This window comes from Corynebacterium neomassiliense, assembly GCF_900626215.1.
In the GTDB taxonomy this organism is placed as follows: Bacteria; Actinomycetota; Actinomycetes; order Mycobacteriales; family Mycobacteriaceae; genus Corynebacterium; species Corynebacterium neomassiliense.
Window position 1 is genome coordinate 1,181,335 of sequence record NZ_LR131106.1, and the last position, 15,177, is coordinate 1,196,511.

At 68.3% G+C, this 15,177-nt stretch carries 16 protein-coding genes; 8 read left to right on the top strand and 8 right to left on the bottom strand.

The genetic code is table 11. The features are described 5' to 3' along the window. Positions 1-3: 3 nt before the first annotated feature. From E0E18_RS05195 to E0E18_RS05205, 3 genes are all read right to left on the bottom strand, one after another. Positions 4-993 (bottom strand): ABC transporter ATP-binding protein, encoded by a 990-nt coding sequence (locus tag E0E18_RS05195; RefSeq protein WP_110481108.1) that lies wholly within the window; start codon positions 991-993, stop codon positions 4-6. Between the two features lie 116 nt (positions 994-1,109). Further along, positions 1,110-1,847 carry a response regulator gene (locus E0E18_RS05200; protein ID WP_066583709.1) on the bottom strand — a complete coding sequence of 246 codons (738 nt, stop codon included), beginning with the start codon at positions 1,845-1,847 and terminating at the stop codon, positions 1,110-1,112. Next, the gene (locus E0E18_RS05205) at positions 1,844-3,145 is read right to left on the bottom strand and encodes a sensor histidine kinase (protein ID WP_237559637.1); all 1,302 of its coding nucleotides are present in this window, start codon (positions 3,143-3,145) and stop codon (positions 1,844-1,846) included. Before E0E18_RS05205 ends, E0E18_RS05200 begins: the two co-directional genes overlap by 4 nt. Positions 3,146-3,206: 61 nt before the next feature. Here E0E18_RS05205 and E0E18_RS05210 point away from each other — a divergent pair, with 61 nt between their 5' ends. The 5 genes from E0E18_RS05210 (at position 3,207) to E0E18_RS05230 (ending at position 8,036) form a co-directional block, all read left to right on the top strand. Next, positions 3,207-4,370: an ABC transporter ATP-binding protein gene (locus E0E18_RS05210; protein ID WP_130839581.1), complete on the top strand. Its 1,164-nt coding sequence runs from the start codon at positions 3,207-3,209 to the stop codon at positions 4,368-4,370. Between the two features lie 162 nt (positions 4,371-4,532). Beyond that, the gene (locus tag E0E18_RS05215) at positions 4,533-5,801 is read left to right on the top strand and encodes an ABC transporter substrate-binding protein (protein WP_078057054.1); all 1,269 of its coding nucleotides are present in this window, start codon (positions 4,533-4,535) and stop codon (positions 5,799-5,801) included. A gap of 68 nt (positions 5,802-5,869) precedes the next feature. Beyond that, complete coding sequence (locus E0E18_RS05220; RefSeq protein WP_419866040.1) at positions 5,870-6,943, top strand: carbohydrate ABC transporter permease; 1,074 nt, start codon at positions 5,870-5,872, stop codon at positions 6,941-6,943. After that, positions 6,940-7,782: a carbohydrate ABC transporter permease gene (locus E0E18_RS05225; protein WP_066583713.1), complete on the top strand. Its 843-nt coding sequence runs from the start codon at positions 6,940-6,942 to the stop codon at positions 7,780-7,782. Before E0E18_RS05220 ends, E0E18_RS05225 begins: the two co-directional genes overlap by 4 nt. After that, positions 7,782-8,036: a hypothetical protein gene (locus E0E18_RS05230; protein ID WP_227871196.1), complete on the top strand. Its 255-nt coding sequence runs from the start codon at positions 7,782-7,784 to the stop codon at positions 8,034-8,036. The genes E0E18_RS05225 and E0E18_RS05230 overlap by 1 nt, the downstream gene beginning before the upstream one ends. A 49-nt stretch (positions 8,037-8,085) precedes the next feature. On the opposite strand, the gene E0E18_RS05235 is transcribed toward E0E18_RS05230, so the two are convergent. The 5 genes from E0E18_RS05235 to E0E18_RS05255 are packed head-to-tail and all read right to left on the bottom strand — an operon-like array spanning position 8,086 to position 12,356. After that, positions 8,086-9,111 (bottom strand): YdcF family protein, encoded by a 1,026-nt coding sequence (locus E0E18_RS05235; RefSeq protein WP_130839585.1) that lies wholly within the window; start codon positions 9,109-9,111, stop codon positions 8,086-8,088. A 9-nt stretch (positions 9,112-9,120) separates the two neighbouring features. After that, a complete protein-coding gene (purE, locus tag E0E18_RS05240) occupies positions 9,121-9,654 on the bottom strand; it encodes a 5-(carboxyamino)imidazole ribonucleotide mutase (protein WP_066583718.1) in 534 nt (177 codons plus the stop codon). Continuing rightward, a complete protein-coding gene (locus E0E18_RS05245) occupies positions 9,651-10,916 on the bottom strand; it encodes a 5-(carboxyamino)imidazole ribonucleotide synthase (protein WP_066583720.1) in 1,266 nt (421 codons plus the stop codon). The genes purE and E0E18_RS05245 overlap by 4 nt, the downstream gene beginning before the upstream one ends. Then, positions 10,913-11,476, bottom strand: a complete 564-nt coding sequence (locus E0E18_RS05250) for a hypothetical protein (RefSeq protein ID WP_130839588.1) — start codon at positions 11,474-11,476, stop codon at positions 10,913-10,915. The genes E0E18_RS05245 and E0E18_RS05250 overlap by 4 nt, the downstream gene beginning before the upstream one ends. 7 nt (positions 11,477-11,483) lie before the next feature. Beyond that, a complete protein-coding gene (locus E0E18_RS05255; RefSeq protein WP_130839590.1) occupies positions 11,484-12,356 on the bottom strand; it encodes a biotin--[acetyl-CoA-carboxylase] ligase in 873 nt (290 codons plus the stop codon). 72 nt (positions 12,357-12,428) lie between these two features. Here E0E18_RS05255 and E0E18_RS05260 point away from each other — a divergent pair, with 72 nt between their 5' ends. The 3 genes from E0E18_RS05260 to E0E18_RS05270 all read left to right on the top strand — a co-directional run bounded on the left by E0E18_RS05260 (position 12,429) and on the right by E0E18_RS05270 (position 15,081). After that, the gene (locus E0E18_RS05260) at positions 12,429-14,015 is read left to right on the top strand and encodes an acyl-CoA carboxylase subunit beta (RefSeq protein ID WP_130839592.1); all 1,587 of its coding nucleotides are present in this window, start codon (positions 12,429-12,431) and stop codon (positions 14,013-14,015) included. 90 nt (positions 14,016-14,105) lie between these two features. Further along, entirely contained in the window at positions 14,106-14,357 is a 252-nt protein-coding gene (locus tag E0E18_RS05265; RefSeq protein ID WP_130839594.1) for an acetyl-CoA carboxylase subunit, read from the top strand. A gap of 7 nt (positions 14,358-14,364) precedes the next feature. Next, the gene (locus tag E0E18_RS05270; protein WP_419866041.1) at positions 14,365-15,081 is read left to right on the top strand and encodes a Maf family protein; all 717 of its coding nucleotides are present in this window, start codon (positions 14,365-14,367) and stop codon (positions 15,079-15,081) included. Positions 15,082-15,177: the final 96 nt, after the last annotated feature.

Here is a 15,177-nt window from a genome sequence, read left to right on the forward strand (position 1 = left end):
GGTTCAGTTCCTTCCGGTTACGGCGGATTCGGTCCGGTACTCCTGGGCACCGGAGGTGGCGGCGAGGAAACGGGTCTCGAGGTCGGCCGACTCGACCCGCAGCCCGGTGACCGGCACTGACGCCGCCAGAGCGATTTCGGCGACGGCCCGGCGAACTTCGGCGTCGGTTCCCCCCTCGGGGACGTCGACGAGCAGTTCGACGCCCCCGGTTGAGGGCCCGTCGGAGGTGGCGTCCCCCACCGTGAATCCGGCGGTGAAGCCGGCGTCGCGGAGACGGTCCGCCAGAACTGCGGTGGTGTGCCGCTCCGGCGTCTCGACGAGGACCCTGGATCCACCGGCGAGGAATTCGGACATCGTGTATTCGCCGATCATCCGCCCCCGGCCGATGACCACCAGCCGGTCCGCCGTCAGCTGCATCTCGGACAGCAGGTGCGAGGAGACGAGGATGCTGCGCCCCTCATCCGCCAGGCTGCGGATGGTGCGGCGCATCCAGCTGACCCCTTCCGGGTCGAGACCGTTCACCGGTTCGTCGAGGATGAGGTGCTTCGGGTCGCCGAGAAGGGCGGCCGCCAGGCCGAGCCGCTGCTTCATGCCCAGGGAGTAGCCCCCGACCTTCTTCTTCGCCGCGGATGTCAGTCCGACGATCTCGAGGCACTCCTCGACCCTCCGGTCCGGCACCCCTGCTCCACGGGCGAGAACCCTGAGGTGGGACCGTCCCGACCTGGCGGGGGTGAACCAGTCCGCTTCGATCAGCGCGCCTGCGGTGGACGCCTTGTCCGCGAGGGAGGGAAAGTCCCGGCCGTCGAAGGTCACGGTTCCTGACGTGGGCCGGTCCAGTCCGAGGATGCAGCGCATGGTGGTTGACTTACCGGCCCCGTTCGGGCCGAGGAAACCTGTGACGGTGGCGTCGGGGACGGTGAAGGACAGGCCGGCCACGGCGTCGTGGCTTCCGTATCTCTTGTGCAGTTCAGTGACTGTGATCATGGCTACCATGGTCGTCGGCCCGGCCGACCCGCACATCGGTCCACGGTCTGATCCTCCTGAGGCCGACAGCCCCTCCCGGCTCATACCGGAGTATGAGGCCGGAGTGTTGGACCGCCCTCCCGCGCCTACCCGTCGAGCAGGTTGACCGGGTCCACCAGCCCGTGCCGGAAGGCGAACAGTACCGCGTGCACCCTGTCCCGTGAACCGGTCTTCGCCAGGATCCGCCCCACATGGGTCTTCACCGTCGGCAGTGAGACGAACAGCTGGGCGGCGACCTCCGTATTCGATGCCCCCCTGGCCATGAGCACCAGGATCTCCCGCTCCCGGGGGGTCAGGGGGTCGACGAGCCCGAGGGAGTCGTCCTCGTCCGGGACACGGACAACCTGCCGGGACGGGGACGCCGGAACTCCGGCACTGTCCTCCCTGACCCTGCGCAGCAGACGTGCGGTCGCCTTAGGCGAGATCACTGCGGAGGATTCCCCGACTGTACGGACCGCGGCGATGAGGTCCTCGGGATCGGCGTCCTTGAGGAGGAATCCACTGGCACCGGCGGTGACTGAGTCCATGACGTACTCGTCGTTGTCGAAGGTGGTGAGCATCACGACACGGGTAGGGGCACCTGACGGGCCTGCCACCCGCCCGTCGACGATCAGCCTGGTCGCGGTGATCCCGTCCATGTCAGGCATCTGCACGTCCATGAGCAGGATGTCCACCGGATGCTCGCGGGCCGCACGGACGGCGTCCCGCCCGTCCACCGCCTGCCAGGCGACGGTGATGTCGTCCTGCGAGTCGAGCACCATGGCGAAACCTGCGCGGACCAGCTGCTGGTCGTCGGCGAGGCCGACAGTGGTGGTACCGGTCATGTCGACAGCTTAACCGTCACCCTCCACCCGCCGGGGTAGATGTCCGAGGGACCCCACCCCGCCGAACCCCCGTGGACCCGGGCCCGCTCCTTGAGGCCGAGCAGCCCCTGTCCTCCTGCTCCCCCTGCAGCGGACTCCGGGTCGACGAGGCACTCCCCCGGCGTGCCCGGGGAATTGTCCACGGTGATGGTCAGACGGCCCGGCGCGGTCCAGTCGATCACGATCGTCACCCCGACCCGCCCGGCGTGTTTGAGAATGTTCGTCAGCGACTCCTGCACCGTGCGGTACACGGTCAGTCCCACAGTCGGGGAAACTTCCCGGGGGCGCCCGAGCACCTGCAGGTCGACCTCCAGTCCGGACCGCCGGGCGTCTTCGACGAGAGCAGGCACACCGGCGACGCCGGGGGCGGCGGAGGTCCCACGCAGACCGTCGTCGCGTAGCACGCTGAGCAGCTGACGCATCTGGGCCAGTGCCTCCCTGCCTGTGGAACCGATGGTCTCCAGGGCCTCGATCGCCTTGTCCGGGTCCTTCCTGCCCGCATATCTGCCACCGTCGGCCTGGGCGATGACGGCGGTCAACGAATGTGCGACGATGTCATGCATCTCACGGGCGATCCGGTTGCGTTCGGTCACCGCGGACAGTTCGGCCCGGGCTGCGAGGTTCTCCATGCGTTCATGCTGCCGGCGTACCCCCAGGCCGAGCTGCCAGCACAGTGCCACCGACACGATGACCAGCAGGACCAGGACCGACAGGGTGACAGTCAGTTCCCGCACAGGGACGTCGCCGACCGCGGCCCCGGTACCGCCCCAGCCGAAGCCGAACACGGACGCCAGGACCGCGAGCAACGCCGTGGCCACCGCGCCGACCGAGAGCAGGGCGAGCCACCGTCGACGGTGACGGCGGACATACCCGGAGATGAACCAGGCCTCGTAGCCGACGATGCCCGCACCCAGCATGTACACCGGCGACATGGCCGCAGCGGCGGTCAGGGATCCCGCGGCGACGACGGCGAGCCCCGTCTCAGGGCGCCGACGCTGCAGCAGCAGTCCGATGAAGGAGATGCCGTATCCGCCGGCCAGAAGCACGCCGGTGACGGTGCCCGCGTCCGAGGTGACCGACTGACCGGGGGTAGCGGACTCCCCCAGTGGTTCGACCGCGTTGACCGCACTGACGACGTCCAGCATCCCCAGGAACAGGAACACCACGGACTGGACGATGAACTGCAGCCAGAATCCACGGTCCCGCCAGAACCTGCCCGCAGGGGCCTGCACGGCCGCTGCTCCACCGGTGTCCTCCACGAGGGGTAACTCTACGTCGTCCGCCCGATTCACGGGTCAGCCTGCGGTATGATCCGGCAGCATGGCTGACGTCGTCTTCGATCATGTGAACATCCGGTATCCCGGAGCGGACTCCCCCACCGTCAGGGACCTCACCCTGGAGATCGCCGACGGAGAGTTCCTTGTCCTCGTCGGACCTTCCGGGTGCGGGAAGTCCACCACCCTGCGGGCCCTGGCGGGACTGGAGCCCACCAGCAGCGGGACCATCTCCATCGGCGGAAGAGACGTCACCGGTGAGGAACCCGGGGACCGGGACATCGCGATGGTGTTCCAGGACTACGCCCTGTACCCGCACATGTCCGTGCGGGACAACATGGGCTTCGCCCTCTCCATCAAGAAGCGTCCGAAGGAGGAGATCGCCCGACGGGTCGAGGACGCGGCCCGTATCCTCGACCTCACGGAGTACCTGGACCGCAAGCCGAAGGATCTGTCGGGAGGTCAGCGTCAGCGGGTGGCCATGGGCAGGGCCATCGTCCGTGAACCCCAGGTGTTCCTCATGGATGAGCCGTTGTCGAACCTGGATGCGAAGCTGCGGGTCCAGACCCGCGCCCAGATCGTCAAACTGCAGCAGAATCTCGGCGTCACCACGGTGTACGTCACCCACGACCAGGTCGAGGCGATGACGATGGGGCACCGGGTGGCCGTGCTGCGTGACGGTGAACTCCAGCAGGTGGACACCCCCCAGAACCTCTACCGCGACCCGGTCAACGCCTTCGTGGCGGGATTCATCGGTTCCCCGTCGATGAACCTGCTGACTGTCGGCGGGACCCTGCCGTCGGTACGTGCCTCTCTGCCGGAACTGGGCGTCGATCTGCCTGCCGGGGCTGTTCAGGTGGGGGTGCGTCCGGAGCATCTCACGGTCGTCGACACCGGAGGTCCCGGCCACCACGGCGCCGGCAGCGCCGGTCTGACCGGCACCGTCACCCTCGTCGAGGAGCTCGGGGCGGACGCCAACGTGTACGCGGACACCGCGTACGGGCCGGTGACGGCACGGACAGCTGATTCACCCGGTGCCCTGCCCCCGATCGGGGACACCGTGGTCTTCGGTCTGGCGGACAATGCCCGGGTGTACTTCTTCGACTCTGCGGGCGAGAGGGTACGCGCCGGCGTCAGCACGGTCGGTACAGCCGGTACAGCCGGTACTGACGGCGCATCCACCGTCCGTGGTGACGGCGACGGGGAGTGACCGGCCCCCCTCCCCACCCCTGAAACGGAAGCGCGGCACGGTGAGCGTGTCCCACGGATGCCCCCGCAGAGGCACCGGAGATACTAGACTCGTCCGGAGCACCCGACGGCACACCGCCGACGGGGACGTTTCACTGAGGACCCCAACTGAAAGGTCAGGCCCATGGCTCACCTTCCTCAGCTTCCGACGAAGCTGCTCGCCATTCTCGCTGCCACCGGTCTCACCGCCGGCCTGGTCGCCTGTTCCTCCGACGACGACAGCTCCGGCGGAGACACGGCGTCGAACACCTCCCGCGGACCGATCAGTTTCGCGATGGGCAAGAACGACACCGGAAAGCTCCGCCCCGTCATCGACAAGTGGAATGCCGCCCACCCGGACGAGCAGGTCACACTGAAGGAACTTGCGGGCGAAGCGGACGCCCAGCGTGAGACCCTGGTCCAGTCCCTCCAGGCAGGCTCCTCGGACTACGACGTGATGGCCCTCGACGTGGTCTGGACCGCCCAGTTCGCCGCCAACGGGTGGCTTGCGCCGCTGACCGGGGACCTGGAGGTCTCCACCGACGGCATCCTCGACGCCCCGGTGCAGTCCGCGACCTACAACGACACCCTCTACGCCCTGCCCCAGAACACCAACGGTCAGCTGCTCTACCGGAACACCGAGCTCGTGCCGGAAGCCCCCCAGAAGTGGGATGACGTCGTCGCCGCCTGCCGGGCCGTGCTCGAGAAGAACAAGGACTGCCTGACCACCCAGCTCAAGCAGTACGAGGGCATCACCATCGCCACGGGGAACTTCATGGACGGATGGGGTGGCGGCATCCTCGGTGACGACGGACAGCCGACCGTCACCTCGGACGCCTCCCGTGAGGGCCTGCAGGCCCTCGTCGACGCATACAAGGACCGCACCATCGCCCCGGGTTCGACCGCGGCGACCGAGGAGGAGACCAACCTGGCCTTCACCGAAGGTTCCACAGCGATGGCGATCAACTGGCCGTACATGTGGACCAACGCCCAGGAGGCGGACGCCACCCGCGGGAAGGTGGAGGTCCAGCCCCTGGTCGGCAAGGACGGTACGGGTGTGTCGACCCTCGGCGGGTACAACAACGGCATCAACGTCAATTCGAAGAACAAGGCGACCGCCCTGGACTTCATGAAGTTCATCGTTGACCCGGAGAACCAGAAGTCCTTCGCCGAGGCGTCCTTCCCGCCCGTTCTCGCCTCGATCTACGACGACCAGTCCCTCATCGCGGACTTCCCGTACCTCCCGGTGCTCAAGGAGTCCCTGGAGAACGCGAAACCGCGTCCTGTCTCCCCCAGCTACGATGCCCTGTCCAAGGCTGTCCAGGACAACGCCTACGCCGCCGTCAACGGGACCGCTGACGTCGACAAGGCGACGACGGACATGGATGCCGCGATCCGCAACGTCACCGGCTAGTTCCTGAAAGGCCCCGCCACCGGTGCGGGGCCCTTTCCGTTCCACCCCGGAGCCCACACGTGCTCCGCGTGCCCCGCACACGTCCTCCACCCCGTCCCGCTTTTGTAAGGTGTCCTCCCGTGAGAACCAAGAAACGCGACCTCCGGGCCGTCTGGCTTGTCGGACCCAGCCTCGCCCTGCTGGCCGTCGTCATCGGATACCCGGTGCTCCGCGCGGTATGGCTGTCCTTCCAGGCAGACAAACACCTGGACAAGTCCACCGGAATGTTCGTCGAGGGCGGCTTCGCCGGATTCGACCACTACCTGTACTGGCTGACCCAACGGTGCATGTCACCCAACGGGACCGTGTCCACCTGCGCCCCCGGCAACCTGGCCGTGGACTTCTGGCCCGCGCTGAAGATCACCCTGTTCTTCGTGGCCGTCACCGTCGCCCTGGAGACGGTGCTGGGCCTGTGGATGGCGACGGTGATGAACCGCAGCTTCCTGGGCCGTGGCCTGCTGCGCGCCGCAGTGCTCATCCCCTGGGCCATCCCCACCGCGGTCACCGCCAAACTCTGGCAGTTCATCTTCGCCCCGGAAGGCATCGTGAACTCGCTGACCGGACTGGACATCGCCTGGACGACCGACCCCTGGGCTGCGAGGTTCGCGGTCATCATCGCGGACGTGTGGAAGACCGCACCGTTCATGGCACTGCTCATCCTCGCCGGTCTGCAGATGGTGCCACAGGGGGTCTACGAGGCGGCGCGGGTCGACGGTGCATCCCGCTGGGCCCAGTTCACGCGGATCACCCTTCCGCTGATCCGGCCGGCGCTCATGGTCGCCATCCTGTTCCGCACGCTCGACGCACTGCGCATGTACGACCTGCCGGTCATCATGATCAGTTCCTCGGCGAACTCCCCCACCGCCGTGCTCAGCCAGCTCGTCATTTCTGACATGCAGGGCGGCAACTTCAATTCCGCCTCCGCGATCTCCACACTCATATTCCTGCTCATCTTCGCGGTCGCATTCATCATGGTGAAGTTCCTCGGCGCTGATGTCGCAGGCACGCAGAACATGCCGAAGGACCAGGGGAAGAAGAAGCGTCGACGGCACCGCGACACCGACGCGACGCCCGCCACCACAGGAGAGGAGATCACCCGATGAACCGCGACGGCCGTTCACTGCTGCGCACCGTAGGCGGATACCTCGGCGTCATCGTCATCGTCGTCTGGGCGCTCGCACCGTTCTACTGGATGCTGGTCACAGCATTCAGGGACAAGAGCCACACCTTCGACACCACTCCCCTGCCCAGCCACCTCACACTCGAGAACTTCAGTGAGGCACTGGCCACCGACAAGGGGAACAACTTCCTGCGCGCCATCGGCAACTCCCTCCTCATCGGTGCGGGAACCACCGCCATCGCACTGGCGGTGGGCGTGTTCACCGCCTACGCGCTGGCCCGGGTCGACTTCCGTGGCAAAGGGTTCGTCACCGGCATCATCCTCGCTGCGTCGATGTTCCCCGGTATCGCACTGGTCACCCCCCTGTTCCAGCTGTTCACCGACCTGGGGTGGATCGGTTCCTACCAGGCGCTGATCATCCCGAACATCTCCTTCGTCCTGCCTCTGACCGTGTACACACTGACCTCCTTCTTCCGCGAACTTCCGTGGAAGCTGGAGGAGGCCGCCCGGGTCGACGGTGCGTCCCGAGGTCTGGCCTTCCGGAAGGTGATCCTCCCGCTGGCCGCACCGGCGATGTTCACCACCGCCATCCTGGCCTTCATCAACACCTGGAACGAGTTCATGCTGGCCAAGCAGCTGTCCTCGACATCGACCGAGCCGGTGACGGTGGCCATCGCCCGCTTCTCCGGCGCCAACGCCTACGAGTACCCCTACGCGGCGGTGATGGCCGCAGGTGCCCTGGTCACCGTCCCGCTGGTGATCATGGTCCTGGTCTTCCAGCGTCGGATCGTCGCCGGCCTCACCGCCGGCGGCCTGAAGTAGTGTCCGGGAACCGAGCCGGGGACGGGGGTTCTGCAGACCCGGGCCCGAGGCACCTGCCCGCCTCGGAGTACCGGCGACGACGCACGGTGTGGGAGTCCGTGCTGGGGTTCCTCGCCGTGTTCGACGTCCTCGCCCTCATCCAGGCGGTGTGGAACCTGACCGGGGACGCCGCGGTGTGGCCCTCCCTGGTCCTCCTCGTCTTTCTCCTGCTGACCTGGGGTGCCTGGCGTCAGTGGAACCGCTACCGGGACTGAGAGCCCTTCCGCCCCGCCCCGGGTCAGGACCCCGGGATCAGGGGCCGGGTCAGGCCCGTCCGACAATCCGGTGCAGCATCAGTGCGACGTACTCGCGCAGGTAGGACGCCGGGATCGCGGCCCTCGGAGTCGGGGCACCCAGCACCACCGCGGAGAACGGCAGGCCGTTGTCACCCCGTTCCCGTCCGAGCATCTCCACGATCCTTTCCGTCCTGAGGACGTGGAAGTCCGAGGTGCACACCACCACCGACGGATCGTGGACGCCCCGCTCCTCCAGCAGGTCGAGACTGAAGTGAAGGTTCTCGGTGGTGTCCGTGGCGTCCCCCTCCTCGATGACCGCTGCCCGGGGGAATCCACGGGAGGCGAGGTAGTGGTGCATCGCCTCAGCCTCGGTGCAGGGTTCGTCCTCTCCCCTGCCGCCGGAGACGATCAACGGTGTACTCCGTGCGGGGCGCCTGACCGTCACCGTGTACCAGGCCTGCGCACCCCGGTCACACCGGCAGGCAAGCAGGTCACTGACCTTGTCGTCGACCAGTCCCGCCCCGAGCACGATCACGGCGTCCGCCCGTCCAGGGGCGGCACGCCGCCGGCCGCGTGCGACATCCCTCAGGTAGTGCAGCATGGACCAGACGGCACCGGCCCACAGGAGCAGACCGACGGCACCCATGACGACCAGTGCGATCCTGCCGTCGTCTCCGCCTTCCCCGAGGCTGCCCACCGGCACAGCCACCAGCACCAGCGCACCCGCCCCGAGGCTCAGCAGTTCCGCTGCGGCGATGACGGTGGCCAGGTGGTACCAGCCCCGGCCGTCACTTCCGGGCAGGGTGTCCCCCATCCACCGGGCGACGATCCAGCCGGCCGCACCGACGGCGGCATGGGCCACAGCGAATGCGCACCACATGGTGCCCGGGAAGCCGGCCCCTGTCGCGGCGATGAGCAGCCACACCCACGCCAGCAGGCCCAGTGCCCAGACCAGGATTCCGTTACCTCCCCACCTGGACCGGGATTTCACACTCCACGCGGTGACGAGGAAGAGCAGGACCAGCAGCAGACTGACCAGGAGCAACGGTGCCATCGGGGTGGACTAACCGCCCATCAGTTTCTGCCTGAGCTTCAGGTCCTTGGCCAGCACCTCGTCACGCATCGTAGACTGGTAGTCGACCATCTGCTCCATGAGTTCCGGGTGTGCGGTGGCGAGGATCCGCACCGCGAGCAGTCCCGCGTTCTTCGCACCGTCGATGGAGACGGTCGCTGTGGGCACCCCGCCGGGCATCTGCACGATCGACAGCAGTGAGTCGAGACCGTCAAGGTTGCCCAGCGCACGGGGTATGCCGATCACCGGCAGCGGGGTCGCGGCCGCGACCATGCCCGGCAGGTGGGCGGCACCCCCGGCGCAGGCGATGATCACCTTCAGGCCCCGGGTGTGGGCCCCGCGGGCGTAGTCCAGCATCCTTTCCGGGGTGCGGTGTGCGGACACCACGCCGACCTCGTGCGGGACGCCGAAATCTGCGAGGACCCGGGCTGCCGGCTCCACGGTGGGCCAGTCGGAGTCGGACCCCATGATGATCCCTGCCGCGGGACCGTCGAAAGCGGGCCCTCTGTCGGTTGTACCGGTCATTCTCCCCTGTCCTTCCAGGTGGCGGTGACGAGGAACCCTGCCGCGAGCTCGGCGTCCCTGCGCAGGTTCTCCACGTTCACCGGTGTCGCCGCTGTCCCGGTGGGCAGCGAAATGTTCACGTGGCCGATCTTGCGTCCGGGACGCCACTGTTTTCCGTAGAGGTGGATCTTCGCCGTGGGATAACGCCGCCACACCTCGTCCATCCTCCGGGCAGTCGGCATCTCCGGGTCACCGTCAGGGTCACCGAGGATGTTCGCCATCACGGTGGTGGTGGAGGTCATGGCCGTGGACCCGAGCGGGCGGTCGAGGACTGCCCGCAGGTGCTGCTCGAACTGACTGGTCACGCAACCGTCCTGGGTCCAGTGGCCCGTGTTGTGCGGACGCATCGCCAGTTCGTTGACGATGATCTCCGGCTCCCCCGCCTCATCGAGGGTCTCGAACAGCTCGACGGCGAGCACGCCCGTGACCCCCAGTTCCGCGGCAATGTCACGGGCGAGTGTGTGCGCCTGCGCCACGACGCGCGCCTGGCCGTCGGTCGCCACCGGCGCCGGAGCCACGGCCAGACTGCAGACCCCGTCCCTCTGCACGGACTCGACGACCGGCCACGACTCCGTCTGCCCGGAGGGTGTGCGCGCCACCATCGCCGACAGTTCCCTGACCAGTCTGACCTTCTTCTCCGCCATCAGCGGAACACCCCGGTCCAGCAGTTCAGCGACGAGGGACGCCGTCTCCCGCCTCGTGGCGGGGAACCAGACGCCCTTGCCGTCATAACCGCCACGCCTGGTCTTCAGGCACACCGCTCCGTCGGTGGCGTCCCAGAACCCCTCCCCGTCGGCGACGGACAGGATCTCGGCGAACGGAGGAACCGGGGCGCCCAGTTCCCGCAGACGTCGCCTCATCACCAGCTTGTCCTGCGCATTGATCAGGGCGGACGGCCGGGGCTGGACGTTGACCCCGGCGGCGATGAGATCCTCGAGGAAACGGTTCGGGACGTGTTCATGGTCAAAGGTCACGGCGTCCGCCCCGTCACTCACCGCCCGGACGACATTCTCGTCGGTGTAGTCGCCGAGCCAGACATCCCCGGTCGCCTGGGCAGCCGACGATCCCCCGCTGCCGGCCAGCAGCCGTACCGTCAACCCCAGGCCGATACCGGACTGCTGCATCATCCGTGCCAGCTGACCGTCCCCGATGACGGTGACCAGGGGCATACCGGGTGCGTGGGCTTCCGGCCGGGACAGGTGCAGATCAGGTTCGTCACTCACTCCCGCAAGTATACCGGCCGGTTCCGGCGCGCAGCCTGTGCCCTGAGCATTGCCACGAACTCCGCGGCGTAGGGCACGTCGACCAGTCTCAGCGGCCGCCTGTCGAACCTGGTCAGCACCTCCACCGCCCGTCCCCGGCGACGGGCGTCGACGACGGAGCCGAGCGGCACCTCCCCGATCCGGGAGCGCCAGTCCCCCGACGCGGTGACCAGGCGCAGGTCGGTGAGGATGATCCGGCAGCGTTGACGGTGCACGAGTCTGCGCAGACTCCGGCGCCAGGCCACCCAGACCCACAGGACCAGGAGTATCCGCCGGCACCACAGGGCCGGCAGCGCGGTGGAGGACACCCCTGGCAGGCCGGGCACGAGGGCCGGATTTCCGGGGTAGTACCCCACGGCAGTGACCGCCGCCCCCGCCAGGTGCGCGTCCAGCAGGCCGACGAGCATCCATACGACCCCGGTGACGAGGACGAGCTCCAGCACCGGGAAAACGACACTGCGCCGACTGGGGCTGAGGTCGGCGAGAATCACCTCCTCCGGCGCGAAGCGGATCTTGGACATCGCCCGCTCACTCCTCCCCGGGTCGCAGGTGCACCACATCACCGGCGGTCACGGTACGGCGTCCACCGTCGGTGGTCCCGATGACCAGCTCCCCGTGCGGCCCCAGGTCCACGGCCGTGCCCGTGACTTCCCCGCCTCCGGGAAGTTCCGCCCTCACCAGGGTTCCGAGGGTCGAGGACAGTTCACGGTAGCGGGCCCGGACCTGCGCCGCGGCGTCCCCGTTCTCCCGCCACGCCCCGTCCACGGCGAAGAGGTGGCGCAGCAGGACCGCGGTGACCCTTTCTCTCTCCGCGACGTCGGGTATCCCGACCCCCTCCAGTGTCAGGGAGGTTGCCGCGGCCAGTCCGGCCCGGTCGAACTCCTCCCTGGTGACCGACAGGTTCAGCCCGATGCCCGGCACGATCGCGGGCGGGGTGAAACCGGCCGCCTCGACGAGGATGCCGGCCAGTTTGAGCGGCCGACCGGAACGGATGACCTGCAGGTCGTTGGGCCATTTCAGGACAGCGGGGACGCCGAGTTCGCGCACCGCTTCCGCACAGGCCACGCCGATGAACAGCGGCAGCTCACCGAGCCGCTCGGGGTCGACTGACTCCGGGGCGAGCAGAACGGAGCAGATCAGCTGCGAGCCGGCGGGCGCGGACCACGGCCTGCCCATCCTCCCGTGTCCGGTCTCCTGCACTTCCGCGAGCAGCACCGTACGGTCTGCCGCCGACCCCCGGGCGGCCTCGGCCGCCAGGTCGGAGTTCGTCGACCCCGTCGACACCACGTGCCGCACCGTCACGTCACGCACGCCCGCCGCAGACAGCAGGTCACTGATCCGGCCGGCGTCGACGGGGCCCCGGTCAGGCCGGGCGGGAATACCGTGTGTCTGGGTGCTCATGACTGTCGAGGATAACGGTGACGGACAGGACAGAGTAACGACGCCGCGGCAACTTCTCTTAGACTGTCCCCCATGACTGCTCCCACCCCTGCCGATACCTCAACCGACATGTCGACCACAGTCGGCAAGCTGCAGGATCTGCGCAACCGTCTCACCGAGACGCTCGCACCTTCCGGAGAGGACGCCGTCACCGCCGTCCACGACGCCGGTCGGCTCACCGCCCGTGAAAGGGTCACCACCCTGCTCGACCCCGGTTCTTTCGTGGAGATCGACGCTCTCGCCCGGCACCGCTCGAACAGCTTCAACCTCGACCGCGAACGCCCTGTCACGGACGGTGTGGTGACCGGTTACGGCACCGTGGACGGCCGTCAGGTGTGCGTGTTCTCCCAGGACGCCACCGTCTTCGACGGTACCGTCGGTGAAACCCACGGGGAGAAGCTCATCAAGGTCATGGAGCTCGCCGAACGTGCCGGTGTGCCGCTCATCGGGATCCACGACTCCTCCGGCGCCAGAGTGAAGGAGGGGGTGGCGTCCCTGGGCATGTCGGCGAAACTGTACCGGCTGCGGTCGAGGATCTCCGGCGTTGTGCCGCAGATCTCCGTCATCGCCGGCCCCACCGCGGGGACGGAGGCCCACCAACCGGTGCTGGCGGACATCGTCATCGCGGTGGAGGGTGCCCACCTCTACCTCACCGACCCGGACATCACCCGCAGAGTCATCGGGGAGGAGGTCGACGCCGACGAGCTGGGAGGGGTGACGGTTCTCGCCGGGAACGGGACCTCCCACCTCACCGCGGCCGACGACACCGCCGCCCTGGACCTGGTGCACGATGTGCTGGCACAGCTGCCCTCCAACAACCGTGCACTGGTTCCCGCCGTCGAGCCCTCCGACCCGGACACCGCGGCCCTCGACACGGTCATCCCCGACTCCCCGCTCGCCGGCTACGACATTCTCGACGTCCTCGCGGGGACCGTGGACCCGGGCAGCCTGCTGGAACTGTCCGCCGACCATGCCGGGAACGTCCTCACCGCCTTCGCCCGCATCGACGGCCGGGGGGTCGGGATCGTCGCCGACCAGCCGGCGGTACTGGCAGGTGCCCTGGACGCCGCCTCCGCGGCGAAGGCCGCCCGCTTCATCAGGATGTGTGACGCATTCAACATTCCACTGGTGTTCGTCGTCGACTCCCCCGGTTTCCTCCCCGGCGTGAACGAGGAGCGGTCCGGACTGCTGCGACGTTCCGCGCCACTGTTCGCCGCGGTCGCCGAAGCATCCGTCGGAGTGCTCACCGTGGTGGTCCGGAAAGCCTTCGGCTCCGCGTACGTGGCCATGGGATCCAAGGGACTCGGCGCTGACCTGGTCCTGGCCTGGCCCACCGCCCGGATCTCCCACGCGGACGCCGCGAACACCGTCACCGTCGTCCACGACGACACCCTCGCCAAGGCTGCCCGGAAGCGCAGGGACGTCGAGGCGCTGCGACGCCAGCTCACCGAGGAGATCGAGGACACGCTTCTCACCCCCTACGCTGCCGCGGCCCGTGGGCTGGTCGACGCGGTCATCGCCCCGTCCGAGACCCGCCGCCGGCTCATCGACGGGCTGGCACTGCTGGAACGCAAGGTCGTCCCCGCCCCGGACCGTAAGCACGGCAATCTTCCTCTGTAGAGGATTCGTCCCAGGTCCGAAATCCCGGGCCAGAAGTCACGGGCCAGAAATCACGGAACAGTAGCCCCAGAGCCGAAAAGAGAACTCCACATGACCGACAATCCGCCCGTCCCGGTGACCGTGCTCCGCGGCCTGCCGGGGGCAGACCCTGATGAACAGGACCGTGTCGCCCGGGCCGTCTCCCTCGCCCTGACCTCGCTGGCCGGTGAACTGTCGTCGTCCGCCGGACGCTACGAGGACCCGCGCGAGGCACTGCGCCGCGATCCGCGTGGGGCCTGGGGTGTTCCCGGGGTCGGACGACGAAACTCCGGTACCTTCTCCCCGGCCGGGTTCCGTGCCTGAACCCGCCGTGCCCGACAACACCGGCACACTGCCCGGCCGCCCGGTCCTGGTACTGGCGTCCTCCTCCCCCTCGAGGCTGTCCGTGCTGCGTGCCGCCGGAACCGAACCACTGGTGGTCGTCCCCGACGTCGACGAGGACGCCGCCGTCGCCGAACTCACCGACCGCCTCGCCGACCGGGGCGTCGCACCCACACCCGAACAGACCGTCGTCCACCTCGCCGAGGTCAAGGCAGATGCGGTGGCCGGACGCCTTGCAGCGGACGGAGGCCGGGACACCACCGCCGGCGTCCTCACCGGTGACCCCGGGCCTGACCTCCTGAGCGACGCCGTGATCGTCGCCGGAGACTCCATGCTCCTGCTCGACGGCCGACTGCAGGGCAAACCCCACACCGTGGAACGCACCGTCGAGCGGTGGAAGGCCCAGCGGGGACGCACCGCCACTCTCGTCACCGGACACGCGGTCGTGCACCGGGGCCGACGGATCTCCGTGGCGTCCTCGACGCAGGTGCATTTCGCCCGGGTCTCCGACAGGGACATCGAAGCCTACGCCGCCACCGGTGAACCCCTGGAATGCGCCGGCGCCTTCACCCTGGAGGCTCTCGGCGGGTGGTTCATCGACCGCGTCGACGGGGACCCGTCCGGGGTCATAGGACTGTCGTTGCCGGTCCTGCGTCGTGCACTGGAGGAGTTCGGTCTGTCCGTGTCCGATTTCTGGACGCGGTGACCCGGCCGCACCACCGTCCCGGGCCCTGTCAGTGTGATCTGCAGCCCCACAGGTCACGTGGGGGGACCCCCGCAGTTAGACTGATCAGCAGACATG

Excerpts from the sequence above, each read along its gene's own strand:
- E0E18_RS05195 (WP_110481108.1), bottom strand. The coding sequence starts at position 993 with ATGGTAGCCATGATCACAGTCACTGAACTGCACAAGAGATACGGAAGC.
- E0E18_RS05200 (WP_066583709.1), bottom strand. The coding sequence starts at position 1,847 with ATGACCGGTACCACCACTGTCGGCCTCGCCGACGACCAGCAGCTGGTC.
- E0E18_RS05210 (WP_130839581.1), top strand. The coding sequence starts at position 3,207 with ATGGCTGACGTCGTCTTCGATCATGTGAACATCCGGTATCCCGGAGCG.
- E0E18_RS05215 (WP_078057054.1), top strand. The coding sequence starts at position 4,533 with ATGGCTCACCTTCCTCAGCTTCCGACGAAGCTGCTCGCCATTCTCGCT.
- E0E18_RS05225 (WP_066583713.1), top strand. The coding sequence starts at position 6,940 with ATGAACCGCGACGGCCGTTCACTGCTGCGCACCGTAGGCGGATACCTC.
- E0E18_RS05235 (WP_130839585.1), bottom strand. The coding sequence starts at position 9,111 with ATGGCACCGTTGCTCCTGGTCAGTCTGCTGCTGGTCCTGCTCTTCCTC.
- purE (WP_066583718.1), bottom strand. The coding sequence starts at position 9,654 with ATGACCGGTACAACCGACAGAGGGCCCGCTTTCGACGGTCCCGCGGCA.
- E0E18_RS05250 (WP_130839588.1), bottom strand. The coding sequence starts at position 11,476 with ATGTCCAAGATCCGCTTCGCGCCGGAGGAGGTGATTCTCGCCGACCTC.
- E0E18_RS05255 (WP_130839590.1), bottom strand. The coding sequence starts at position 12,356 with ATGAGCACCCAGACACACGGTATTCCCGCCCGGCCTGACCGGGGCCCC.
- E0E18_RS05260 (WP_130839592.1), top strand. The coding sequence starts at position 12,429 with ATGACTGCTCCCACCCCTGCCGATACCTCAACCGACATGTCGACCACA.
- E0E18_RS05265 (WP_130839594.1), top strand. The coding sequence starts at position 14,106 with ATGACCGACAATCCGCCCGTCCCGGTGACCGTGCTCCGCGGCCTGCCG.